Below are 23568 nucleotides of genomic sequence, written 5' to 3'. Positions count from 1 at the left end.
ATGACTGAAATCACTACTGAAAAGGCACGCATCGGCGCGCCCTCAGCCCAGCCGTTCATTGACGGCTTCACCGAAGAAGGCGAGAGCCTTTCGCCGATCAATGCCGGCTCCAAGGCCCCCCTTGCGGGCGCCTCGGCCAAGAGCCACTCCCACGGCGGCGGTGTAGGCATTCCGGACAGCTCACGTGCCGGCCGCCTGACGTCCTACACGCTTGCCGACTTCAAGCCGCTTACCGGCATGGAGGAGGACTGGCGCTTCACCCCGCTGAAGCGCCTCCGCGGGCTGCACGCCGAGGTCCTGTCCGGCGCGGCTCCCACCGTGGTAGTCAACGGTCCGGAGCAGGTCATTGTGGAAAGCGTGAACCGGGACGACCAGCGGATTGGCACCGCCGGTATCCCCGAGGACCGGGTGTCCGCCAACGCGTGGGAAAACTTCGCCGGGGCCACCGTGGTGACCATCCCGTCGGAATTCGAAGCCCTGACGGAGATCTCCGTCGACATCGAAGGCACCTCCCTCGACGCCGCCGCCCAGCACCTCGTGATCGTGGCAGAGAAGTTCTCCAAGGCAGTTGTTGTCCTGAACCACAGGGGCTCCGCCGTCGTTTCCGAGAACGTCGAAATCATCGTGGAAGACGGCGCCAACCTCACCGTGATCTCGCTGCAGGAATGGAACGACGACGCCGTCCACGCCTCCTCCCAGCAGGCAAAAATCGGCCGCGACGCCAAGCTCAAGCACGTCATGGTGAGCCTCGGCGGCGACCTGGTCCGCGTCACGCCGTCGGCACGCTTCACCGCCCCCGGCGGCGAAGCCGAGCTGTTCGGCCTGTACTTCGCTGACGCCGGCCAGCACCTGGAACAGCGCCTGTTCGTGGACCACGCAGTGCCCAACTGCAAGTCCAACGTCCTCTACAAGGGCGCGCTGCAGGGCCGCAATGCCCACGCAGTGTGGGTTGGTGATGTCCTGATCCGCAAGGAGGCAGAAGGCACCGACACCTACGAGGCCAACCGCAACCTGCTGCTGACCGACGGCGCCCGTGCCGACTCCGTGCCCAACCTCGAAATCGAGACCGGGCTGATCGAGGGTGCCGGCCACGCCAGCGCCACCGGCCGGATGGATGACGAGCACCTGTTCTACCTGATGGCCCGCGGCATCCCGGAGGATGTTGCCCGCCGCCTCGTGGTCCGCGGCTTCCTGAACGAGATCATCCAGCAGATCAAGGTTCCCTCCATCGAGGAGCGGCTGACCGACGCTGTCGAGCGCGAACTCGCGCTGACGGAAAACTAGAAGGTACGGGGCACGGTTTACTGATGACTGACCAGCCAAAGGGCGAGCTTGTCTGCAAGGTGGATGAAATCCAGCTGAAGCAGGCGCTGCGGATCCTGATCGACGACTACCCTGTGGCGATCGTTAAGGACTCCATGGGGGAAATCCACGCAATCGGTGACACCTGCTCGCACGCGGACATTTCATTGTCCGAGGGTGACGTGGAGGGTTGCGCCATCGAATGCTGGGGCCACGGCTCGCAGTTCGACCTGCGCACCGGTGAACCGTTGCAGCTGCCGGCCTACGATCCCGTTCCGGTGTTCGCCGTCGAGATCCGGGGAGACGAGGTCTACGTGGATTTCACCAACATCCTCAACGGCGCCGAAGCCCCCAACTTCAGCTAGCACCAAAGAATTACGAACCAACTTCCAGACAGAGAACCGCACCGCAGCCGCCAGGCACGGTGCAGAGGAGAACAAGACACATGTCTACTCTTGAGATCAAGGACCTGCACGTCAGCATTGAGACGGAGCAGGGCACCAAGGAAATCCTGAAGGGCGTCAGCCTGACCATCCGGACCGGTGAAACCCATGCCATCATGGGCCCCAACGGCTCCGGCAAGTCCACGCTGGCCTCCACCATCGCAGGCCACCCGCGGTACAACGTCACCAGCGGCTCCATTACCCTCGACGGCGAAGACGTCCTGGAAATGAGCGTTGACGAGCGTGCCCGCGCCGGCGTCTTCCTCGCCATGCAGTACCCGGTGGAGGTCCCCGGTGTCAGCATGACCAACTTCCTGCGCACCGCCAAGACCGCGATCGACGGCGAAGCCCCGAAGCTCCGCACGTGGACCAAGGACGTCAAGGCTGCCATGGAGCAGCTGCGAATCGACGCCGACTTCGCCCAGCGCAACGTCAACGAAGGCTTCTCCGGCGGCGAAAAGAAGCGCGTGGAAATCCTGCAGCTGGAACTCTTCAAGCCCAAGTTCGCCGTCCTGGACGAGACCGACTCCGGCCTGGACGTTGACGCGCTGAAGGTTGTCTCCGAGGGTGTCAACCGCGCCCACGCCGATGGCAACATGGGCACACTGCTCATCACGCACTACACGCGGATCCTGCGCTACATCAAGCCTGACTTCGTGCACGTGTTTGTGGACGGCCAGGTTGTTGAGGAAGGCGGCCCCGAGCTGGCCGACCGCCTGGAAGAAGAAGGCTACGACCGCTACGCCAAGGGCTCCGGCACTGCCGCTGCGCCCGCCGCCGCACAGGCCTAGTAAAGGAACCTGCCATGACCGAAATCAACGTGTCCCGCACGAGCCTTGAGGACGTCGAAGAGGCGCTGAAGGATGTCATCGACCCCGAGCTCGGCGTCAACATTGTGGACCTCGGCCTGCTCTACGGACTGAAGTACTCCGATGACGACGGCGCGCTGCTGATCGACATGACCCTGACCACTGCGGCCTGCCCGCTCACCGATGTCCTCGAGGAGCAGGTTGGCCAGGCCCTCGACGGCGTCGTTGATGACTGGCGCCTGAACTGGGTGTGGATGCCGCCGTGGGGTCCGGAACGGATTACCGACGACGGCAAAGACCAGATGCGGGCCCTCGGCTTCAACATCTGACACCGCTTACGACGACGGCCGGTTACCTTCCCTGCGGAGGGTAACCGGCCGTCGTCGCGATCGTTAAAGGGTGCGCGCGGAGAAGGTGTCGCACTGTCTGATGTCGCCGGTGTTGTAGCCCTTGTAGAACCAACGCTGGCGCTGCTCGCTGGAGCCGTGCGTCCATGCTTCGGGGGCGACCCGTCCGGTGGCTGCCTCCTGGATCCGGTCATCACCGACGGCAGAGGCGGCGGACAGTGCATCGTTCAGGTCCTGCTGGGTGAGCGCCTCCAGGAACGGCTCGCCTGTCGGACCGGGCTGGGTAGATGCATGCTTGGCCCACAATCCGGCGTAGCAGTCGGCCTGAAGTTCAACCCGGACGGCGCCGGACTCAGGGCCCTGCGGGTCCTGCTGTGCCCGGTCCAGGTTCCCCAGGACGTTCTGGATGTGGTGCCCGAACTCGTGCGCCACCACGTACTCCTGCGCCAGCGGACCGCCCGAGGAACCGAAGCGGTCCACGAGTTCCTGGAAGAAGCCGGGATCGAAGTAGGCGGTGGTGTCGGCCGGGCAATAGAACGGACCAACAGCGCTGGAAGCCGTACCGCAGCCGGTATTGACCCCCTGCTCGAAGAGCACCGTCTTGGGCCGCGGGTACTGCACGTCGTACTGCTGCAGATAGGCGGGCCAGAACGCGTTCAGGCTGTTGACGGTGCCGGTGATGCGGCAGTCCACGCGGGCGTCCGCATCCGCCCCCCGGTCGCAGGCAGGCGCGGTCCCTTGGCTTTGAGGCTCCTGCCCGGCCCCTGCCAGGCCCTCCAAGAGTTGCGGGTTGACACCCAGGAGCGTGGCGATGAGCAGGATGAGCCCGCCGCCGATGCCGCCACCCACCTTCACTCCGCGGCCCATGCCTCGCCGGTCCTGGACCTGCGACGGATCCAGCTGCACATTGTCGTTGAAACTCATAAAGTCACAATACCCATGGACCTGAATCTCAAGCGGTGCATGCCGGTAAAGTTGATCCGATGCCTTTCCTCAACCGAATCCAGCGCTGGGCCGAAGAACGGCCGCACGACACCGCCGTCGTGGTTGCCGGTCACCGCCTCACCTGGGCGGAACTCCGCGATTCAGCCGCCGGCCTGGTCCCCGAGACCAAGGCGGTGACGGCCCTGTCTGAGGCCAACTCGGTAAATTTCACTGTGAAGTTCGCAGCGGCCCTGGCCGGCGGGCGCCAGTGCGCAGTGCTCGATCCCGCTTGGCCTGCCTCGTTGCAGGAGGATATCAGCCGCCGCGCCGAGTCAGCCGCGCAGCCCGCAGCGGTGTCCCCGGACGATGACCTGGCTGACGGAGCGCCGGAGGCCACCTTCCTCATTGGCCTCACGTCCGGCACCACGTCGGTCCCAAAGGCCTTCACCCGGTCCCGGCGGTCCTGGCAGGAATCCTTCGACGCGTCGATCGAGTTCTTCGGGCTCAGCGCGGGCGATGTGACGCTGGCCCCGGGTCCGCTGGCCGCGAGCCTGAACCTTTACGCGTTGGCCGAGTGCCTCTACGCCGGCACGGAATTCCAGACCCTTGAAACGTTCGACGTCGGCGACATCCACGCGGCCATCACGCATGACCGCGTCACCCGCCTGGTGCTGGTGCCCACCATGTTGAGGATGCTGAGCGAGCGGGGCCTCACGGGATGCGTAGACGGGTCCGGGGTGCGCACCATCATCTGCGCCGGCTCGAAGCTTGACGCCCGGACCCTCGAAGCGGCACGCCGCTGGGCGCCGAACGCCACCATCTTCGAGTACTACGGCGCCTCGGAGCTGAGCTTTGTGTCGGGGGTGGGCCTTCCTGCCGGGGCAGCCGCGGCAATGGGCGGGACGGGCATCGGGCGACCCTTTCCCGGTGTGGACGTGAGGATCCTGGACGACGCCGGGACGCGGCTTCCGGACGGGGCCGCCGGTAACATCTGCGTGCGCAGCGCGATGGTCAGCAACGGCTACCTCTGGGGCGATGACGGCGAGGCGTTGCGGTCTTTTGACGGCTGGTTCACCGTGGGGGACCAAGGCTACGTCGAGGCGGGGGAGCTGCACATCCTTGGGCGCCGTGCGGACATGATCCTCACTGCCGCCAAAAACGTTTATCCGCACGAGGTGGAACTGGCGCTGGCAGCCGTGCCTGGCGTTGCCGCTGCCGTCGCCGCCGGGATGCCCGACGACCTTCGGGGCCAGCGGGTGGTGGCCGGCATCGTTCCCTCCGCCGGTGCTGTTACTGCAACCCAGCTGAAGGCGGGACTGGAGAACATCCTGGCCCGGGACAAGTGGCCGCTTCAGTACTATGCGGTGACCGAACTGCCCACCACGGACCGCGGCAAAGTCAGCCGGAAGCTGCTGCTGGACTGGATCAGCTCGGGAGACCACAGGATCCGGAACCTTGGCGCCTGAGCTCCTTCCGCCGGACCGCCAGCCCGTCATCGTCGCGGCCCGCCGCACTCCTGTATGCCGCGGCAACGGCGCTTTGCGTTACCTCCGGGCCCACGAGCTTCTGGCGCCGGTGCTGCGGGAGCTCGTGGCGGGTCCGGGGATGGCGTTGGGCGCTGTCACCGATGTGCTGATCGGCAATGCGGTGGGCGGGGGCGGAAACGTAGCCAGGCTTGCCCTGCTGGAAGCGGGCCTGCCGGTCAGCGTTCCCGGGCTTACGGTGGACCGCCAGTGCGGCTCCGGACTGGATGCGATAGTGCTCGCCGCCGGGCTGGTGGCGGCTGGCGGCAATCCGCTGTATCTTGCCGGGGGAGTGGAAAGCACCAGTACCGCCCCCCTGCGTGCGCACCGGAACGACGACGGCGTGCCGGAGTTCTACGCCCGGGCCCAGTTTGTCCCGGACAGCTACGGTGACCCGGATATGGGTGTCGCCGCGGAAGACGTGGCGCGAAGGTTCGGCGTGAGCAGGGAACGGCAGGACGCGTTCGCCCTGCGCAGCCACCGCTTGGCTCTTGCCGCCGCAGAAGCCGGGACTTTCCACGGCGAGCTGGTCCCGCTGGATACCAGCGCCGGGACTGTTGGTGCCGATGACGGGCCGCGGCGCAAGCTTACTGCCGCGGTGATGGCACGGTTCCCGCCCGCCTTCGTGGACGGGGGAACTGTCACCGCGGGAAACTCCTGCTTCGACGCGGACGCCGCCTCCGCCGTCGTCATCACGTCCCTGCAGCGGGCACGGGACCTGGGGGTGCCGGACGGCCTGCTCGTGCTTGGTACGGGGACGGCGGGGGTGGACCCTCAGCTGCTTGGTGTCGGTGCCGCCGCTGCAGCCCGCAACGTGCTGGCTGCGGCGGGCGTGGGCGTGGATGAGCTGGGCCTGGTGGAATTCAATGAGGCGTTCGCGTCCCAGACCCTTGCCTGCCTTGACGAGCTGGGGATTGACCCGGAGTTGGTGAATCTCGACGGCGGGGCGCTGGCTTTGGGCCACGCGTACGGCGCGTCGGGTGCTGTCCTGGTGACCCGTCTGCTGGCCCAGGCCCGCAGGGCCGGGGGACCGGAGACCCTGGCACTGGCCATGATCAGCATCGCCGGCGGCATGGGCACGGCTGCGCTGCTGCGGTACGAGCGCCTGTAGACCGCCTGTTGGGTTTTAGTCCTCGGCTTCGCCCAGACCGCGGGCGGCGAGCGCCTCACCTGTCTGCCGGGCGAAGGCCACGGAAGTGATGAAGACCGGCAGGATCAGGGCGCGCGGATTGCGCTCCAGCCCTCTTGCCCGGGCTGAATCCCTGACGTCGGCGAACGTACCGGCGATGTAGGGGATGCTCCGAAGCATGATGCCGATGGTGAGGGCGAACCGCTCGGGATCCGCACCGAACCTCTTGAACGGACCCACCGCTTTGACCACTCCATCCAGGAGCGCCTGCACCGGGGTGGTGGCGGTCAGCAGCGACGCCGCCACCACGCACACCAGGATGTTCAGGACGATACGGGCCGCAATGGGTGCTCCCAGCTGCCACCACTGGAAGAGTCCGATCATCAGCAGGACGGCGGCGAGCGGGCGGACGGCGCTCCAGAGTCGTTTGACTCCGGCGCCCGTCAGCAGGAAGAGGCCGACGAGCCCTGCCAGTACCGCGCCGGAAATACGCCAGTCCTGGATGATGAACGACGCTAGGCCGCAGCCGAACACCAGGAGGAACTTCAGCGCCAGCGGTGACCGGTGGATGAAGGAATTCCCCGGCACGTAGTTGGCCAGGAGGAAGCCGTGGCCCCTCATCGGCTGCCCGGTTCGTGGGCCTGCAGGCCGTTTGTGCATAGGGTACGGTACGCTGCCACAGCCTCCGCCGGGCCGCCGTCGAACGCGACCTTTCCGTCTTCGATGACCAGTACCCGGTCCAATTCCGGGGCGAGGTCGAGGTCATGGGTGGACATGATGATCTGCTGTTCCAGTCCGTACAGCGTTTTGCGAAGGAGTTCCCGGTTGCGGAGGTCCAGGAGGGTGGACGGCTCATCCAGCACCAGTACGGCGGGGTCCACGGCGAGTACGGCGGCGAGCGCCATCAGCTGGCGTTCGCCGCCGGACAGTTCGTAGATGCTCTGGTCGGCGAGGCGCAGAAGCCCCAGCCGCTCCAAGACGGTCTCGGCCGCGCTGCGCCGCTCCGCGCCGTTTTTGATGGTGCGGCGCAGTGACAGTTCCACGTCCTCCCGGCCTGTGGGCATCACCAGCTGGGATAGTGGATCGGTGAAGACAAAGCCGACGTTCCTGCGGACGTTCCGGACGGCACGGACTGTATCGTCGCCGTCGACCGAGACCGTGCCCGCCGTGGGCTGCACGAGGCCGTTGACCAGGCGCAGCAGCGTGGACTTCCCGGAGCCATTGGCGCCGATAACGCCAACGCGGCGTTCCTTGAGCTTGAGGTTGAGTGCGTCAAGAAGGACCTTCGGCTCCGCGCTGTGGTCCGTTTCGACTGCAACTGTTACCTGGTCAAAGGTGACTACCGGCATCGGTGTTCGCCTCAGGCCTTCGTGAGCCGGGGCACGCTCCGCCGCACGCGGCGGACCAGGATGTCCGGGAAGGCGCGGTGGAGGGCGACGGCGATAACCGCCGCGAGGATGTTCTTGACCACGTCTCCCGGGTAGAAGACGACATCGCTCAGGAAGGCCTGTTCGAGGGTGGCCTTGGTGTTCAGGACGATCCCGGCGATGCCGAGTGAGTGCACGAACACAACGCTGGTGATGGTGGCGGACAGGAACAGCCACAGGGCGCGGGTTTTGGTGATCCTGCGGATCACCACGGTGGCCAGCCATCCGACCACCAGCGCGGCGATGGGGAAGGCGATGATGTACCCAGCGGAGGGGCCTGCAAGGATGCCCAGGCCGCTGCGGCCCTGGCTGAAGATGGGCAAGCCGGCGAGCCCAAGGAGGACGTAGAGTCCGACGGCGGCGAAGCCGCGTCCCGGGCCAAGGACCAGTCCGGTGAGCATCACGGCAAGGGTCTGGAAGGTGATGGGGACGCCGAAGCCGTTGACGGCCAGTCCGGGCACGAGCGCGGCGCCCGCGACGAGGGCAGCGAAGACGGCGATCAGCCCGAGGTCGGTGGCGTTCCAGCGGCGGCGCCGGCTGGGGATGGAGTTTTTGACGGCAGTGTCGGTGTTACTCATGGTGGTCCTGTCGGGGTTGTACAAGCGGAATCTAATGTACTGCCGACGTTACTGGGGGTCGCGTGCCGCTATTTTGTAGATGCCCTACTAAAGGCGACACCGGCCGCTGAGGGGTGGGCACAAAGAAAGCCCACCGTTGGGGGACCTGCGGGCTTTCCGGGGTCAGACGCTACCGGGAACTAATTCAGACATCGAATGGTGCGATTACCTCGGACTTGTCCGAGAACAACCCTTGGCGCGTCAGTAAAAGGAGATGAGTTCGACAAGTTCCCCCACCCTGTCCTCCGGGTAGTGGCGAGCAACGTCCGCCTGGGTAAGTATCCCCACCAGGTCATGGCCGTCAATGACCGGCAACCGGCGCACCTGATGTTCTCCCATTACCCTGATCGCTTCTTCGATGGAATCGTCGGCGCCTATTGTCACCGGCTTGCCCTGACCAAAATCCCCGGCCTTCGCCGTACGTGGGTCTCCGCCCTCCGCAAAGCACTTGATCACGATGTCCCGGTCCGTGATCATGCCCTTGAGGCGGTTGTCCTCTCCACAAATAGGCAGGGCGCCGACGTTTAGGTCTTTCATCTTCCGTGCCGCTGCCTCCAACGTCTCCTTTTCACCGATGCATTCAACGCCGCCGGTCATAATTTCACGTGCTGTGGTCATGGCATTCTCCTCTTTAGCTTGCGCCCGGGGGCAGGCATTCCCGGTATCGGGGTTTTCCCCCGGCTTCAGAATCCGCGACCGGTTCCTCTTGCCGCGTGATTCGACAAAGTCGATGAATTTCCGCAGGCCACCTCGACCTGCCTGGCACTGAAATACAGCTCTGTCCCGGGTCTCCTGAATAACCCGCCTCCTTCCCTTTTGCAGCTTCTGCTTCAAAGCGGGCTATCGTGCGGCCTCGACAAAGGCTTCGCTGAGCACCAGAGGTGCCGCGCGGTGCATGCCGAAACCCGTCCTGAGGATGGGACCAGCAGGCTTCGGGGCGATAAGGCGGCTCAGGATGCGGACCAGGCCAATGACGACGACTTCGGTGCGGGCGAGGATCCGCAGGGCGGGGAGGGGGCTCGCCGGGGCCCCTTCGGATAGCGCCTGATTCGGTTTCCCCGACGCACTGCCCATGGCTGGCCCTTCCCGACATGTACCCGCACTTCGGTATCCGCTCAGCAGCGCCGCCCTATGAGCATCGCGGACGGCTCCATTCTAGATCCGTGTGAATCGTCCCGACAGACCCCTGGCTGTTCCGAAAAAGATGCCTGGAGTTGAGTCTTGGCGGGAACGCGGGAGGGACCCCAAGCATCCGGCCATTGTCCCCATCTCTGCTCTCACGGTGTGGTCTCTTCGGCCGATCCCGGATCCGAAAAGATTTCAGATTCCGAGGTTGGTTCGGTCCCGGGGGCAGGCTCCAGGCCCTGTTCGGTTTCGGGGGCGGGGTCCGCTGGCAGGGTGTCGCCTACTTCGTTCGCTCCCGGATCTTCGGTTCCGATCGAGCCGCTGTCCCCGCTACCGGAGTTGTCGTCCGTTGTCAGGCCACCTTCTTCGTGCGGGCTGTTCTCGACTTGCCCGGGGACTTGCCCCACGTTTTCAGTCGGTGTGTCTGTCTCGCCAGGGACAGCCGTGTTGCCGCTCAATGCTGTACCGAGCGTGGTCGTGCGCTCGGCCGCACCGTCGTCGATGCTCGACGTCGAGGAGACAAGGCTGGAGATGGGCTGATTGGTGCCGAATTCGACCGCGGTGAGACCGACCATCGCAAGAACGAATGCGGCAGCACTGGCTGCCCCGACCTTGATCCAGGTCCTGAGGGTGAGCCGCTTACCCGCAGGTTTGGCTTGAAGTTCGCCACTCCCGGCCGGAGCGACGGCGGCGAGTACGTCGCCGTCGTCAGCTTGCCGGCCCTGCCTGCCTCGCTGAGGGATTTTAGTGAGTGCCATGGTGGCGGCCGAACTCAGTGTTCGGGCATAAAGCGCGGCGCCTACTGTGGCAACAATAGAGCCGAGGGCGGCTCCGATGAGTGTTCCGGCAACGCCAAGGAAGGACCCAACCAATGCGGAGGTCACCGCGGCCAAAGCCGAGCCAATAGTCTGGGTGCCACTTAGCCCAAGGAACTGTTTTGGCTTGTCGTCATTAGCGGATTCCGGAGGCATATACTCACACGCAATTCAGTCGAGATTGTTACGAACACATAACGATACCAGCCTTGGGCCGTGCACTGCGCGACTGTCGCTTTCAACTGGCGACAGCACCCTTGTGCATAAATCGGTCGATTGGAACCCCGGATTGGGTGCTTCACGTGCCAACCAGCCGTTGGCACAAGGTTTTTACGAGGCTCCCATCCGACGATGGCACCGTTCTATCCCCCCTCCTAGCGGTAGGTGTGCCTTGAAACTCTTTGGCTGGAAGTCAGACAGCGGCGCGGATCAAAGTCGATCCGCAGCCCTCACCGATGTGCCTTTGAACCGGCAGCTGCGACGCAACAAACGACGTCAGCAGCCGGTTTCCTTCAGGGTGGTTGCGGCGGCAACCACACTTGTGATGCCCGCGGCGATGGGATTGCCTGTGGTGGCGGCCAACGCGGTACAGGCACCTGTCGGCGCCGGATTCACCGTAACTCCCTCGGATCTGTCCTTCATCCTGAAACAGATCAAAATTGCCGAGGCCCACGTCGTGAACACGACGTCGGAAACCGGGCCCTGCGGCGCCCTCGTGGGCACCGGCCCGAACCAGCTGGCCAGCCCCCTGCTGTCGTTCGGTCTCCGGACCGTGGACGGGAGTTGCAACAACCTCCAGCCCGGCCAGGAAACCTTCGGCGCCGCCGACCTGGTATTCCCCCGGCTGACGTCCAAGTCGTTCCGTGACGCTGAAAGCGGCACTGCCAATCCGCGCGGAACGGCGGTGGACACGAGCTACTCACAGAAATCCGGGGACGTCTTCGATTCCCAGCCGCGCGTCATCAGCAACCTGATCGTGGACCAGACGTCGACCAACCCGGCCGCCGTTTCGGCTGCCGGCAATCCCGTGCGCACTCAGGGCAATGAAGGTGTCAAGCCCTGCACCACGGACCCCGATCCGCTCGCTGAACCGCCGGTGGCAGCTGCTCCGGCCGGTTGCGTCCCGTCCCACAGCACGCTCTTTATCCCCAACGTCACCACCGACGTCGGCTTGTCGCCACCCTACAACTCGATGTTCACCCTGTTCGGGCAGTTCTTCGACCACGGCATCGACCAGACGGTGAAGGGAGGAGGAACGGTTTACGTACCACTGAAGGCCGATGATCCGTTGATCGCCGGGCCGGACCACAACATCGCCACTACGGCCGATAACCTTCCCCCTCAGCTCCGTTTCATGGTCCTCACCCGCGGCCAGAACCAGGACAACGGCACTCCGAACGACACCAGCGACGACGTGCAGGACGCCCTGAACACGGACTCCCCATGGGTGGATCAGAGCCAGACCTACACCTCACACGCCTCCCACCAGGTCTTCCTGCGCGAATACGCCAAGAACGCTGCCGGCCAGCCCGTGTCCACCGGCAAGATGCTCGGGGGCATGCCCGGCACGCCGGAAGCAAGCGGCATGGCTACGTGGGAATCCACGAAAAAGCAGGCGCGCGAGATGCTCGGCATCCAACTGCTGGACAAAGACGTCCTTAACGTTCCGATGCTGGCCGTCGACCTTTACGGGAATTTCATTCCGGGAGCCAACGGTTTCCCGAAGTTCGTAACGGCAACAGGGGAAGTGGAAATCGACCCGGCTGCCAACGGAGGCGCGGGGACCCTTGTGCCGGCAAACGTGCGTTACTTCAACACCCCGTTCCTGACCGATATCGCGCATAATGCCGACCCGTCGGCCAAGGACACGGACCACCGACCGGACACCCCGCCTGTTGCCCCACAGCCGGACGAGGATTCGACGGCCTCGGCTGACTTTGCCAGCCAGCCCGCGGGTACGTACGACGATGAGATGCTCAACGCCCACTTCATTGCCGGTGACGGGCGTGTCAACGAAAACATCGGCCTGACTGCCATTCACCAGGTTTTCCATTCAGAGCACGACCGGCTTGTCGATGACGTCAAAGCCACGCTGGCGAAGCCGGAGAATGCCGCACTTCGCGCCAGCTATGAGGCGGTCAGCGGGTCCACGTTCGATTACGGGGAGCGCATCTTCCAGGCAGCCCGCTTCATCACGGAGATGGAATACCAGCACATTGTGTTCGAGGACTTCGCACGCAAGGTACAGCCGGCCATCAACCCGTTCCAGCCATTCGCCTTCACCGAAACCGATATCAACCCGGCCGTCACGGCCGAGTTTGCCCACGCCGTCTACCGGTTCGGCCACTCGATGCTCACCGAGACCATCTCCCGGCGCAACGAACACAAACCCGGAACCGACGGGACCTACGGGACCTCGGATGACATCGCCGGTTCGGTGAATGACATTTCACTGCTGGAGGGCTTCCTGAATCCGCCGGCCTACTTTGACGGCGGCGATGCCGGCAAGCTGACCCCTGAGCAGGCTGCGGGCAGCGTCGTCATGGGCATGTCGGACCAGGCCGGCAACGAACTGGACGAATACGTCACGGAAACCCTGCGGAACAACCTGCTGGGCCTCCCTCTGGACCTCGCCGCCATCAACATCACGCGCGCCCGCTCTGAAGGCATCCCCAGACTGAATGCGCTGCGTAAGGAAATCCACGAGGCCACCAACGACGGCCAGCTCAAGCCCTACGTGAACTGGATCGATTTCGGGGAGAACCTCAAGCACCCCCAGTCCCTGATCAACTTCGTGGCGGCCTACGGCAAGCACCCCACCATCACTGGGGCATCCACGCTGGCAGCCAAGCGCGCAGCTGCCCGCGCCATCGTCAACCCGGATACCATCGCAGGGGATGTTCCACCGGAGGACGCTGCAGCGTTCATGAACGGTATCGGTGAAACATGGGCAGATGCAGAAGGATCGACAAGGACGGGTCTTGAAGACGTCGACCTTTGGGTCGGCGGCCTGGCGGAACGGACCAACCTGTTCGGCGGGCTGCTGGGCAGCACGTTCAACTACGTGTTTGAGAAGCAGATGACTGAACTGCAGAACGGGGACCGTCTGTACTACTTGGCGCGTACCCCTGGCATGAACCTGCGGGCACAGCTGGAAGGCAACTCCTTCGCTGAACTGGTAATGCGGAACACCAACGCCCAGGCGCTGAAGGCGGACGCCTTCGCCACCGCCGACTGCAAGTTCGAACTGAAGAACCTGGCCGGCACCCGGGATGGTTTTACGCTCTCCGGCAATACCGTGGCGGACGACGCGGACTCGGAGTGCAACGAAACCGCGCTTCTTATCCGCATGCCCGACGGCACGATCAAGTACCGCGCCTCAAACTCCGAGGACCCCGCCGGCATTAACGGCCAAGGGGTTTACAACGGCACCGCAGGAGCCGACCGTATCTACGGTGGCGTCGACAATGACACCTTCTGGGGTGGCGAAGGCAACGACATCATTGAGGGCGGCGACGGGGCCGACGTCGCGCTCGGCGGCGAAGGCAGCGACATCATCACTGACTTCGCCGGCGACGACATCCACAAGGGCGGCCCGGGCAACGACGCGATCGACGGCGGCCCGGGCTTGGACATCCTGATGGGCGGTGACGGCAGTGACTTCACCAACGGCGGGGAGAACGACAATGAAACCTTCGCCGGTGAAGGCAATGACTTCGCCATTGCCGGCAAGGGCATGGACGCAGTCATCGCCGGTGGCGGCGATGACTGGATGGAAGGCGGCGAAAGCCCTGATCTGCTGATCGGTGACTCCAGCAACCTGTTCTTCCTGGACGATTCGGAAAAGCCGGGCCACGACATCCTGATTGGCCAGGGCGGTGACGATGACTACGACATGGAAGGCGGGGACGACATCGGCCTCGCAGGCCCGGGCATCGAAAAGGCCGCTGGTGGCTCCGGTTACGACTGGGAAATCGGCCTGCATGATCCACAGCCGCAGGACGCTGACCTCAACCTGCAGATCCTGCCTTTGGATATCCTCCAGATAGGCGTCCGCGACCGCTACAACGAAGTGGAGGCGCTCTCCGGAGGCCCCCTGAATGACAAGCTGCGGGGCGACGACATCATCCCGAGCGAACTCGGGGGCGAAGGCTTTATCGGCTGCAACGTCCTGGATGTGCACGGGGTGAACCGTATCGCCGGCCTCAGCGAACTGGTGCCGGAAGAAGTCCGGACCACCCGCATCGCGGACGTTATTGCCGCCTCGGCCTCCCAGAGCTGCCCGATTTTGGACTCCTCGGAGAACGCCATGGCTTGGGCCGACGGCAACATCCTCCTCGGCGGCGGCGGCAGCGACATCATCGAAGGCCGTGGAGGCAACGACATCATCGATGGTGACCGCTACCTGAACGTCCGGCTCAGCGTCAAGAACGACGCCGGCGAAGTGATCGGCAGTGCCACGGGTATGACGGCCCAGTACCTGAAGAACGAGGCCGGTGCCCTGACCGGGGCCACCCTCCAGGCGGACGTCTATGCGGGCAAGGTCGACCCTGGCAACATCGAGGCAGTGAGGGAAATCCTCTCCACCAGTGGTGGAACGGACAAGGCCGTGTTCTCCGACATCGAGGTGAACTACACCGTCACGGAAGAGAACGGGGTAACCACGGTGACCCACAACAACGCCGGCCCAGACGGAACGGACACCCTCCGGAACATCGAAACCCTGGTCTTTGCGGACTCAGTTGTACCGAGTGTTCCTACCGGAGTCTCGGCAGTCGGAGCCGACAGCCAGGCGACGGTCAGCTTCACGCCGGCTGCAGGGGGCCTGGCTACGGGCTTTCGCGTGCGGGTTTTCGATTCTGCTAACGTGCAGGTCGGTGCTGACCGGCTTGCTGGCGCGGACGCCACCAGCCTGGTGCTGACCGGACTGACCAATGGATCCACATACCGCTTCCGGGTCGCAGCCGAGAACGAACACGGCATCAGCGACTTCTCGGCACCGTCCGGCCCCTTGACTCTCCTCACTGAATATATTGCTCCGACGATCACGTCGAGGACGCCGGGTCCGGCTACCTTCGCAGTGAGCTCGACGAGCAACGTTTCTGCGACGTTTAGTGAAGCGGTTACGAACGTTGGTAACTCAACGTTCGCCCTGCGGCTCGGAAACAACAACACTACGGGTACTCCCCTTATTGCGGTTGTAACCTACAACGCTACGAACCGGACGGCGACGGTGAATCCGTCAGCAGACCTTCTGCCTGACAGCACGTACACTGCGGCTATCTCCGGGATTAGGGACATGGCAGGCAACACGGTTGCACCTACGACGTGGACGTTCACCACCGGCCCCGCACCCACCCTTACTTCGGTCTTCCGTGGAGAGGGTGCAACGGGGGCGAACGTGAATGACAATCTGACGGCTTTCTTCAGTGAAAACCTTACGGGGATCAATGCCACCACGGTTCGGCTCGCGCGGGTGTCCAACGGCGAGGTGCTGCCTGCGGCGCTCACTTTCAACACAGCAAACCACGGGCTGACCATCAACCCGAACAGCTCGCTGCTGAATGACACCCAGTACCGGATCACCGTGACTGGCGGAGCATCGGCTGTTCGCGACCTGGCGGGGAACCCGCTCGCCACCCGCAGTTGGACTTTCACCACGGGCCCAGTCCCGACCATTGTTTCGATTTTCCGTGGTGCAGGTGCTACTGGACAACCCCGAAACGGCAACCTGACGGCGTTCTTCAGCGAGAACATCACTGGGTTCAACTCCACCACGGTTCGTCTGACGAGAGTGTCCACAGGTGCAGTCATTCCTGCGACGATGGCGTTCAACACTTCAAACCGTGGGCTGACCATCAACCCAACGGGAACGCTGCTCACAAATACGCAGTATCGGGTGACTGTCACGGGTGGGACATCGGCCGTTCGCGACCTGGCCGGTAACCCGTTCATGACCCGATCCTGGACGTTTACCACGGGAACCGGACTATAGCGGTCCCCTCCCTTGGGTGGCTCGCAGTTTCCACAAGGACCCGTCAGCCGCTCCCCATAGCACCACACCCGGACCTTCCACCACACCGCGCGGCCGCAGCGCGGGGGAGGCCCGGGTGTGGTTTTGTGCCGCCGGGATCCATGCAGGGACGTGGGCGATGGTTATGCCATTGGGGTCTTCGATCTGTTCAACACTGTCACGTCCGTTTCAGGGACTACTGGAGGTATTCGGCCTGGCTCGGTAACGTGCAGCGCATGGCCATCAAATTTGAGAACGTCGGCATCGCCGTTCGCGACCTTGAAGCAACGATCTCCTTTTTCACCGACCTCGGTCTCACGGTCGTCGGCCGTGACACGGTCAGTGGTGAGTGGACCGACACTGCCGTCGGCCTGGACGGCAACCACGCCAAAGTAGTTATGCTCCAAACGCCTGACGGTCACGGTCGCCTTGAGCTCTTCGAGTACATTCACCCCGAAGCGATCGAGTCGGAGCCCACTCGTCCTAACGAGATCGGCATGCACCGCGTAGCGTTCTCCGTCGATGACCTGGACCAAGCATTGGAGATAGCCGCGAGGCACGGCTGCCATCCGCTTCGGGGCGTGGCGACCTACCAGGACGTGTACAAGCTCACTTATGTCCGCGGTCCCAGCGGCATCCTTGTGATGCTCGCCGAGGAACTCAAGAAAAACTGAGGGCCGCATAGCCCCGCAGGCAGGGAAATACTGGCAACTCCAGCGGCTTGCCGAAAAGGGGCAGAACGAGTCGTTCGAATAACGGTCGCGTACCGGGCAGGAAAATGTTGGCGCCCCACTCCGGTACTACGCGAATTGATCAAACTAGACGAATCTTCCAGATCTTACGGACTGATGTGCCGCGCAACTTCCCCCGGTCAGGCTGGCCAGATAACCGGCGTTACCGGGGGAGGGCTGCTGCGCGGCGCGGCGTAATATCCGCTGGTCATGGACGCAATCTTCCCTAGGGAAAGCCCTACTTCGGGCAGTGCAGGTCCGGGTTGTAGGCGGCGAACATACCGTTCGGGTTGTCCCTCCACACCCACGCGTGGAGCGCGAAGGAGCCGGGGAACGGCCCGTTCTCGAATTTGATGCCGGCAATCGAAGGCCGCTTGGCCGCCGTCGATATGAATTCAGCGGCTACCAGTTTGTACCGCCCATACTTGTTGGGCATGTAAACGAGAACCTCAGGCTTCCGGGCGTCGGTTTTGCTATCGATCAGTCCCTGCTTCGCGTAGTGGAAGCCCATGGCCCCCTCACGGGGATGCTCGATGCATTCAGTGATCTTTTTGTAGCCGTCTTCCTTCGCATTCTCCAGCCAGCGGTAGTCGTCGGTAACGTGGCGCAGGATTCTTACCAGCCGGCGCTGATCGTCATTGTCCCGCCAGTCGTCGCTGTGGTCCGAGCCGCCGTGCCCGGATCCTCCATGGGCCACCGCAGTTCCGGGAGCAAGGCCGAGGGCAAGTGCTGCAGCGGCGGCCATCGACAGAAGCCCCGTCTTGGTGCGATTCATTGTTGCTCTTCTACCCCTCTGAGACCATTGTCTTCTGTAAGGGATGCGAAGCGTGGGAGTTTCCCCACCTTCGCCAGGATGCCGGCAGATTTCCCCGGGAAACGCCGGTGAATGGGCTGCTCGGACGAATAATTGTCCATCGAATTGAGCGGCGTATCCAGTATGCGCCTACTCCAGAACACATCGCTACGTTACGCGCGGGTAGTAGGGAGGCTCGGGGGAAATTTCGCTTGGTGCGGTGAAGTCCAGCATCCTCGAAGCCGAGGATCAGGCCTTTACTCGTGGCAGCACCAGCATGTAGCCGGTCGGAAGGTCGGTGCTCCAGCGCCGCGGCTCCCGGATAACGAACTGCGTGGCCAACTGCTTTGGGGTAAGCAGGCTGTTGGGGGCAGGTGATGGACCCCATCGCCCGCTGCCGTGCGGGTACAACGGATCCAGGACGCGGATGCCCGTCACCGAGAACTTCGGGAACTGCATCGGATCGCCAAGCGACTCGAACCCGCTCATCACCCACGCGTGGCGGCCGCTCCACATGACCAGCCCTACTGGCCGGCCCGTCTCAGCGATGGCACGCGCCGCCGTCCGCAGCGCATCGTCGTAGTCAGCGACGCTGACCACGGAGTACGGCCCCATTCCAGCTTCGGTCAGCACCTGTGCCCAGCCCATTGGGTTGGCACCGTTGAACGAGTTGGACGACCGTGCCCGGGCCATTTCCCACAGTTCGCCCTGGTGGCCGGAATCGGCCCACGTGCCCCCTCCGGTGTCGTCGATGAGGTTGTGCGCGATCTGGATGCTCGCCGCAACACACCAGTCGAAGGTGTACTGCGGCACGAAGTCACCCTCCTGGTAGAGGTTGAAGGCGAACGGCCGGGGCGGCACCAGGGTAGGTGTCGTAACTGGCGCCGGGCTGGGGGCCGGGGCAGATTCGGGGGCGAGGGCCACGTGGCCCGCGGCTGGCGGGGCAGGAGACGCGGTGGTGGGACGCTCAGGGTCGGCATCATCGAGACCGATCGAGGGCGCGCAGCCCACGAGGAAGGCCGCCAGGGCAATGAGCCAGGCCAGAAGTCGGGTACGGGCACCGATCATGATCGGTCCAGTCTAGCGCGCTGCCGTCGGACCCGGGCAGGGGATGGGGCCCCAATACTGGAGGCCACAGCGCCAATTCGGGAGGAGGCGGTGCGGTACCGCAGACCGTGAGGAACCCTGCTAAGGCGGGGCCACGTCGTTTTCCGCCCCGGACGTCAGAAGGCGTAGCGGATGCGGCAGTAAGGCGCTATCTCCTCAATGAGCGCGGTCAGTTGCCGCACATAGCGCCCCTTGCTTCCTGAACGGTAGCGGACGTTGGTGAAGCCGTTGGACGAGACCTTCGATTCCTGAAGGTCCGGACGCCACAGCACCTTTTCGGCTTGCGGATGCCACCCAAGGTTGACCTCATGGAGCCGCTCGTTGTGGGTCAGGAAGATGACTTCAGCCGCGAGCTGGGCCTTTGCGGCCGGTGTCAGGGCGGCATCGAGCTGGCGCAGCAGCTGCTCCCAATCACTGAGCCAGGTGTCCGTGATAATGACGGGGGAGAAGTTCACATGCACTTCATACCCGGCATCGACGAAGTCGTTGATGGCGGCCATGCGTTCAGCCACCGGCGAAGTCCGAACGTCAATGGACTTCGCCTGATCCGCGGGCATGAGCGAGAAGCGGACCCTGGTGTGGCCGCCGTGGTCCCAGCTGAGCATCGCCGGGTTCACGTACTTGGTGGCGAAGGACAGCTTGGCGGTAGGCAGATCGCGGAAAAGCGCGACGAGATCCTCCACGTTGTCGCTGATCAACGCGTCCACTGAGCAGTCGCTGTTTTCACCGATGTCGTAAACCCACAGTTCGGGGTCGCACTGGTTGGGTTCAAGCTTCATGCCCTGGCGAGTGACGTGCCGCTCGAGCGCCCCGGCGATCTGGCCGATGTTCGCGAACACGGTCACCGGGTTGCTGTACCCCTTATGCCTGGGCACGTAGCAGTAAGCGCATGCCATCGCACAGCCGTTCGCGGTTGAGGGGGCAATAAAATCTGCCGACCTGCCGTTGGGCTTGACGGTCAGCGCCTTCTTGACGCCGAGGACCAGCGACTCCGTCTTGATCCGGGACCAGCGAGGAACGTTCGTTTCATCACCGTGGACTTCAGGGATGTTCCAATGATTGTCGACCAGCACGACGTCGGCGTCCGGCCAGCGTTCGATGATCTCCTTGCCCCTGGGAAGCTCCAGCGCAGCAGGCTGCGCGTAGATGCGCCGTATCTGCAAAAGCCGGTTGAATTCCATCAGTTCATTCTCCCAAGACGGTGACGATGCCGCCGGAGATTAAGCCCACGGCATCATGGCTTCGCGGCGAACATGTCAGGTGTCTAATCGGCGGTTGGCCGCCTCCGTTGCTGCTTCGTTGCAGACCGCCTTTCCTTAGCCGCGAGCCGGCGCCGGTTCGATCCGCGGGTGGGCTTTGTCGCCCGGCGGCCAGGCACTTCAGGAGCAAGGCCCCCTGCCACAAGGTGGGCGAGTTTGGTCAGGGCGATCTCGCGATTGCGGAGTTGGGAGCGGTGCTCCGACGCCGTAACAGTAAGCGCTCCGGAGACGAAACGGGATCCGAGCCGCCGGACCAGAACCGTCCGTTGGCCGCCCGAAAGTACAGCGGAGTCCCTGACGTTCCAGGAGAGCTGCACGCGGCTGTCCGAGGTGTTGACATGCTGACCGCCCGGCCCGGACGAACGCGAAAACCGCCACTCGAGTTCAGCCGCGGGAATCGTGAGCTCGGGCGACACCTCCAGATCCATGCAACCAGCGTTGCATGGATCCGGAAGCTTCACGAGGCGGTAACTGCCACCGTGCGGGTCGCCATCACCCTGAGGCCGTCCACCTTCGCGCTGCAACCCATGTAGAAATGGAAGTCCAATGTTTTCAAGACTTCGCCTCGTTCGTGGTCAGGGGCGGCAGAGCCAGCCGGTAGGTACGGTCCTGCTGCTCGTCAGAGTAGTCCAGCTCCAGCTCCGGGGAATCGCGCGGCGCCAGGTAACTGATCAGTAGGTGCTCCGAGGAGTGCGGTGCTATCGGCCCGGGATTACGGTCGGAGTCCTGCGGAGTAACCGTTACAGTCGACGAGCCCAGCTTCAACCGGAGCTGCCCCGGACTGAAAAGCACCGGCTCAGCCCCGGCATTCTGAAGTTGCACTTCGAGCACCACGACGTCGGCCCAGGTGAGGTTCAGCGGTACCGGCCCCGCGGGGTCACCCAACGATCCGGCGTCGTGGCCATGTACGTCGGCACCGGGCTGTCCCGCAGTGCTGACACGCTGGATTTGCGTGCCGCCCCCGATGCCCCCACCGGCCTTCATGCGCGAAGCAGCGGCCGCCAAGGTCTTGAAAGCAGGTTGCCCTTGGACATCGAGCCGGGCAAGGCGTCCGGCCTGAACAATGGCCAGGGATCCAAATCCCGTGGCCACGCTAATGGTTGTGTTCTGCGGATTGCGCCCGGCAACTCCATAGGTACCGCCGGCCAGCAGCAGGAAAGCGCCACCACCCAGCACCAAGCCGAACTGGCGGCGGCTTAGGCCTCGATTAGTGAAATGGTTTGGTTGAGAATTCATGTCGTCTCCCATGTAGTCGCGGAGTAGGGTCATCCTGCTGGCCGGAAAGGAGGAGTGAGCGACATCGCGCCTCTTCCGCCGGTCTACTTGCCCTGATCCCGTGGTCTCAACACCGGGGCTCTAATGTTGTGCAAGCTTGGCCTGCGGCGCTTGGGAAATCCTTGGGCAATGTCCTCGACCGCCACGAGGTTCTTCCATGGCCGCAGCCGCTGGCGCAGTCAGTGCCCTGGCTGCCACCCTGCCGCGGTTCTGCGGAGAAGGCGCGGACGGTAGACTTGGATGGGCCGTTCTCCGGCCATTGCCGCCCACGCCCACCACAGACGCTCTGGGTTGCGGCTTATCCCTGCTGTGAAAGGCTTTACCTGCTGTGATTACTGTCCAGGATCTTGAACTGCGCGCCGGCGCCCGGCTCCTGATGGACCAGGTGAGCTTCCGCATCGACAAGGGAGACAAGATCGGCCTGGTGGGCCGCAACGGTGCCGGGAAGACGACGCTTACACGCGTGCTCGCGGGGGAGGGCCTCCCTGCCGCCGGCAAAGTTACCCGCACCGGCGAGATCGGCTACCTGCCCCAGGATCCCCGCACCCCGGACATGGAGCAGCTCGCACGGGACCGCATCCTGTCCGTCCGCGGCCTCGACATCGCCGTCGGCAAGCTCCGCCTCGCCCACGAAGAGATGGCCAGCGAGGATGCTGCGGTACAGCGCAAGGCGATGAACCGCTATGACCGGCTCGAGTCCGAATTCCTGGCGGCCGGCGGTTACGCAGCCGAAGCCGAGGCAGCGGCAATCTGCTCCAACCTCGCCCTGCCGGACCGCCTGCTGAACCAGCCTCTCAAAACCCTTTCCGGTGGCCAGCGGCGCCGTGTGGAGCTCGCCCGGATTCTCTACTCGGACGCCGAGACCATGCTCCTCGACGAACCCACCAACCACCTCGACGCCGATTCCATCGCCTGGCTCCGTGACTTCCTGAAAAACCACCAGGGCGGGCTCATCGTGATCAGCCACGACACCGAGTTGCTCGAGGCCACCGTCAACAAGGTCTTCCTGCTCGACGCCAACCGCGCACAGATCGATTTCTACAACATGGACTGGAAGCGCTACCTCACGCAGCGCGAAACCGACGAGCGTGCCCGCAAGCGCGAACGCGCCAACGCTGAAAAGAAAGCCCAGGTCCTGTTCGATCAGGCGAACAAGATGCGCGCCAAGGCCACCAAGGCCGTCGCCGCACAGAACATGGCCAAGCGCGCCGAGCGTCTGCTGAGCGGGCTGGAGGCCGTCCGCGAGCAGGACCGGGTGGCAGCCCTGCGTTTCCCGGACCCGTCGCCCTGCGGCCGGACGCCGCTCACAGCCGAAGGCCTCAGCAAGTCCTACGGTTCGCTGGAGATCTTCACCGACGTGGACCTGGCTATCGACCGCGGCTCCAAAGTGGTCATCCTTGGCCTCAACGGCGCCGGCAAGACCACCCTCCTGCGGATGCTGGCCGGCGTGGACAAGCCTGACACCGGCGACGTTATCGCCGGACACGGCCTGAAAGTGGGCTACTACGCCCAGGAACACGAAACGCTCGACGTCGACCGTACCGTCCTGGAAAACATGCGCTCCGCTGCTCCCGACATGAAGGACGCAGAGGTGCGCGGCATCCTCGGCTCGTTCCTGTTTTCGGGCGACGACGTCGAGAAGCCCGCCGGCGTCCTCTCCGGCGGCGAGAAGACGCGCCTTGCGCTGGCCACCATCGTGGCCTCCAGCGCGAACGTCCTGCTTTTGGACGAGCCCACCAACAACCTCGACCCGGCCAGCCGCGCCGAAATTTTGGGTGCCCTCAAGAACTACAGCGGCGCCGTCGTCCTGGTCAGCCACGACGAAGGGGCAGTCGAAGCCCTCAACCCCGAGCGTGTCGTCCTGCTGCCCGACGGTATCGAGGACCACTGGAACGAAGATTACCTGGACCTGATCACGCTGGCGTAGCC

21 protein-coding genes are annotated in these 23568 nt (G+C 64.0%); 9 read left to right on the top strand and 12 right to left on the bottom strand.

The features are described from left to right. The 4 genes from sufD (at position 1) to AC50X7_RS01760 (ending at position 2883) form a co-directional block, all read left to right on the top strand. Positions 1–1284, top strand: a complete 1284-nt coding sequence (gene sufD, locus AC50X7_RS01775; RefSeq protein WP_494977480.1) for a Fe-S cluster assembly protein SufD — start codon at positions 1–3, stop codon at positions 1282–1284. Between the two features lie 23 nt (positions 1285–1307). Beyond that, entirely contained in the window at positions 1308–1667 is a 360-nt protein-coding gene (locus tag AC50X7_RS01770) for a non-heme iron oxygenase ferredoxin subunit (protein ID WP_494977479.1), read from the top strand. A gap of 80 nt (positions 1668–1747) precedes the next feature. Next, on the top strand, positions 1748–2536 hold the full coding sequence (gene sufC / locus AC50X7_RS01765; RefSeq protein ID WP_307095136.1) for a Fe-S cluster assembly ATPase SufC: 789 nt from the start codon (positions 1748–1750) through the stop codon (positions 2534–2536). A 14-nt stretch (positions 2537–2550) separates the two neighbouring features. Next, positions 2551–2883: a metal-sulfur cluster assembly factor gene (locus AC50X7_RS01760; RefSeq protein ID WP_104045508.1), complete on the top strand. Its 333-nt coding sequence runs from the start codon at positions 2551–2553 to the stop codon at positions 2881–2883. 63 nt (positions 2884–2946) lie between these two features. Here the strand turns inward: AC50X7_RS01760 and ypfJ are convergent, their stop codons facing one another. Beyond that, positions 2947–3825, bottom strand: a complete 879-nt coding sequence (gene ypfJ / locus AC50X7_RS01755) for a KPN_02809 family neutral zinc metallopeptidase (protein ID WP_494977478.1) — start codon at positions 3823–3825, stop codon at positions 2947–2949. Positions 3826–3884: 59 nt separating this feature from the next. Here ypfJ and AC50X7_RS01750 point away from each other — a divergent pair, with 59 nt between their 5' ends. Continuing rightward, positions 3885–5291, top strand: coding sequence for a class I adenylate-forming enzyme family protein (locus tag AC50X7_RS01750; RefSeq protein ID WP_494977477.1), 1407 nt, complete (start codon positions 3885–3887; stop codon positions 5289–5291). Further along, complete coding sequence (locus AC50X7_RS01745; protein ID WP_494977476.1) at positions 5281–6459, top strand: thiolase family protein; 1179 nt, start codon at positions 5281–5283, stop codon at positions 6457–6459. The genes AC50X7_RS01750 and AC50X7_RS01745 overlap by 11 nt, the downstream gene beginning before the upstream one ends. A 15-nt stretch (positions 6460–6474) precedes the next feature. Here the strand turns inward: AC50X7_RS01745 and AC50X7_RS01740 are convergent, their stop codons facing one another. From AC50X7_RS01740 to AC50X7_RS01715, 6 genes are all read right to left on the bottom strand, one after another. Then, on the bottom strand, positions 6475–7098 hold the full coding sequence (locus AC50X7_RS01740; protein ID WP_494977475.1) for an energy-coupling factor transporter transmembrane component T family protein: 624 nt from the start codon (positions 7096–7098) through the stop codon (positions 6475–6477). Further along, complete coding sequence (locus AC50X7_RS01735; RefSeq protein WP_494977474.1) at positions 7095–7826, bottom strand: energy-coupling factor ABC transporter ATP-binding protein; 732 nt, start codon at positions 7824–7826, stop codon at positions 7095–7097. Before AC50X7_RS01735 ends, AC50X7_RS01740 begins: the two co-directional genes overlap by 4 nt. An 11-nt stretch (positions 7827–7837) precedes the next feature. After that, on the bottom strand, positions 7838–8482 hold the full coding sequence (locus AC50X7_RS01730) for a biotin transporter BioY (RefSeq protein ID WP_494977473.1): 645 nt from the start codon (positions 8480–8482) through the stop codon (positions 7838–7840). A gap of 240 nt (positions 8483–8722) precedes the next feature. Next, positions 8723–9139: a CBS domain-containing protein gene (locus AC50X7_RS01725; protein WP_494977472.1), complete on the bottom strand. Its 417-nt coding sequence runs from the start codon at positions 9137–9139 to the stop codon at positions 8723–8725. 222 nt (positions 9140–9361) lie between these two features. Beyond that, on the bottom strand, positions 9362–9595 hold the full coding sequence (locus AC50X7_RS01720; protein WP_494977471.1) for a hypothetical protein: 234 nt from the start codon (positions 9593–9595) through the stop codon (positions 9362–9364). A gap of 203 nt (positions 9596–9798) precedes the next feature. Next, positions 9799–10530, bottom strand: a complete 732-nt coding sequence (locus AC50X7_RS01715; protein WP_494977470.1) for a hypothetical protein — start codon at positions 10528–10530, stop codon at positions 9799–9801. A 499-nt stretch (positions 10531–11029) separates the two neighbouring features. Between AC50X7_RS01715 and AC50X7_RS01710 the strand changes: the two genes are divergently transcribed. After that, entirely contained in the window at positions 11030–16456 is a 5427-nt protein-coding gene (locus AC50X7_RS01710; protein ID WP_494977469.1) for a peroxidase family protein, read from the top strand. A 254-nt stretch (positions 16457–16710) separates the two neighbouring features. Continuing rightward, a complete protein-coding gene (locus tag AC50X7_RS01705) occupies positions 16711–17148 on the top strand; it encodes a VOC family protein (RefSeq protein WP_494977468.1) in 438 nt (145 codons plus the stop codon). Positions 17149–17443: 295 nt separating this feature from the next. Here the strand turns inward: AC50X7_RS01705 and AC50X7_RS01700 are convergent, their stop codons facing one another. From AC50X7_RS01700 to AC50X7_RS01680, 5 genes are all read right to left on the bottom strand, one after another. Beyond that, positions 17444–17980: a hypothetical protein gene (locus AC50X7_RS01700; protein ID WP_494977467.1), complete on the bottom strand. Its 537-nt coding sequence runs from the start codon at positions 17978–17980 to the stop codon at positions 17444–17446. A gap of 267 nt (positions 17981–18247) precedes the next feature. Further along, positions 18248–19066: a hypothetical protein gene (locus AC50X7_RS01695; protein ID WP_494977466.1), complete on the bottom strand. Its 819-nt coding sequence runs from the start codon at positions 19064–19066 to the stop codon at positions 18248–18250. Positions 19067–19221: 155 nt separating this feature from the next. Continuing rightward, on the bottom strand, positions 19222–20286 hold the full coding sequence (locus AC50X7_RS01690) for a spore photoproduct lyase family protein (protein WP_494977465.1): 1065 nt from the start codon (positions 20284–20286) through the stop codon (positions 19222–19224). Between the two features lie 83 nt (positions 20287–20369). Then, positions 20370–20792: an alternative ribosome rescue aminoacyl-tRNA hydrolase ArfB gene (gene arfB / locus AC50X7_RS01685; protein WP_494977464.1), complete on the bottom strand. Its 423-nt coding sequence runs from the start codon at positions 20790–20792 to the stop codon at positions 20370–20372. Positions 20793–20916: 124 nt separating this feature from the next. Continuing rightward, the gene (locus AC50X7_RS01680) at positions 20917–21600 is read right to left on the bottom strand and encodes a hypothetical protein (protein WP_494977463.1); all 684 of its coding nucleotides are present in this window, start codon (positions 21598–21600) and stop codon (positions 20917–20919) included. A 367-nt stretch (positions 21601–21967) separates the two neighbouring features. Here AC50X7_RS01680 and AC50X7_RS01675 point away from each other — a divergent pair, with 367 nt between their 5' ends. Further along, on the top strand, positions 21968–23566 hold the full coding sequence (locus AC50X7_RS01675; protein ID WP_494977462.1) for an ABC-F family ATP-binding cassette domain-containing protein: 1599 nt from the start codon (positions 21968–21970) through the stop codon (positions 23564–23566). Positions 23567–23568 lie beyond the last annotated feature (2 nt).

Source organism: Pseudarthrobacter sp. Hb11, assembly GCF_059383655.1.
Note: the sequence above shows the minus strand (reverse complement) of the source record. Positions and strands in the feature narration are given on the sequence as shown.

Coding starts and splice junctions, on each gene's coding strand:
- sufD (WP_494977480.1), top strand. CDS start 1: ATGACTGAAATCACTACTGAAAAGGCACGCATCGGCGCGCCCTCAGCC.
- AC50X7_RS01770 (WP_494977479.1), top strand. CDS start 1,308: ATGACTGACCAGCCAAAGGGCGAGCTTGTCTGCAAGGTGGATGAAATC.
- sufC (WP_307095136.1), top strand. CDS start 1,748: ATGTCTACTCTTGAGATCAAGGACCTGCACGTCAGCATTGAGACGGAG.
- AC50X7_RS01760 (WP_104045508.1), top strand. CDS start 2,551: ATGACCGAAATCAACGTGTCCCGCACGAGCCTTGAGGACGTCGAAGAG.
- ypfJ (WP_494977478.1), bottom strand. CDS start 3,825: ATGAGTTTCAACGACAATGTGCAGCTGGATCCGTCGCAGGTCCAGGAC.
- AC50X7_RS01750 (WP_494977477.1), top strand. CDS start 3,885: ATGCCTTTCCTCAACCGAATCCAGCGCTGGGCCGAAGAACGGCCGCAC.
- AC50X7_RS01740 (WP_494977475.1), bottom strand. CDS start 7,098: ATGAGGGGCCACGGCTTCCTCCTGGCCAACTACGTGCCGGGGAATTCC.
- AC50X7_RS01735 (WP_494977474.1), bottom strand. CDS start 7,826: ATGCCGGTAGTCACCTTTGACCAGGTAACAGTTGCAGTCGAAACGGAC.
- AC50X7_RS01730 (WP_494977473.1), bottom strand. CDS start 8,482: ATGAGTAACACCGACACTGCCGTCAAAAACTCCATCCCCAGCCGGCGC.
- AC50X7_RS01725 (WP_494977472.1), bottom strand. CDS start 9,139: ATGACCACAGCACGTGAAATTATGACCGGCGGCGTTGAATGCATCGGT.
- AC50X7_RS01720 (WP_494977471.1), bottom strand. CDS start 9,595: ATGGGCAGTGCGTCGGGGAAACCGAATCAGGCGCTATCCGAAGGGGCC.
- AC50X7_RS01705 (WP_494977468.1), top strand. CDS start 16,711: ATGGCCATCAAATTTGAGAACGTCGGCATCGCCGTTCGCGACCTTGAA.
- AC50X7_RS01700 (WP_494977467.1), bottom strand. CDS start 17,980: ATGAATCGCACCAAGACGGGGCTTCTGTCGATGGCCGCCGCTGCAGCA.
- AC50X7_RS01695 (WP_494977466.1), bottom strand. CDS start 19,066: ATGATCGGTGCCCGTACCCGACTTCTGGCCTGGCTCATTGCCCTGGCG.
- AC50X7_RS01690 (WP_494977465.1), bottom strand. CDS start 20,286: ATGGAATTCAACCGGCTTTTGCAGATACGGCGCATCTACGCGCAGCCT.
- arfB (WP_494977464.1), bottom strand. CDS start 20,792: ATGGATCTGGAGGTGTCGCCCGAGCTCACGATTCCCGCGGCTGAACTC.
- AC50X7_RS01680 (WP_494977463.1), bottom strand. CDS start 21,600: ATGAATTCTCAACCAAACCATTTCACTAATCGAGGCCTAAGCCGCCGC.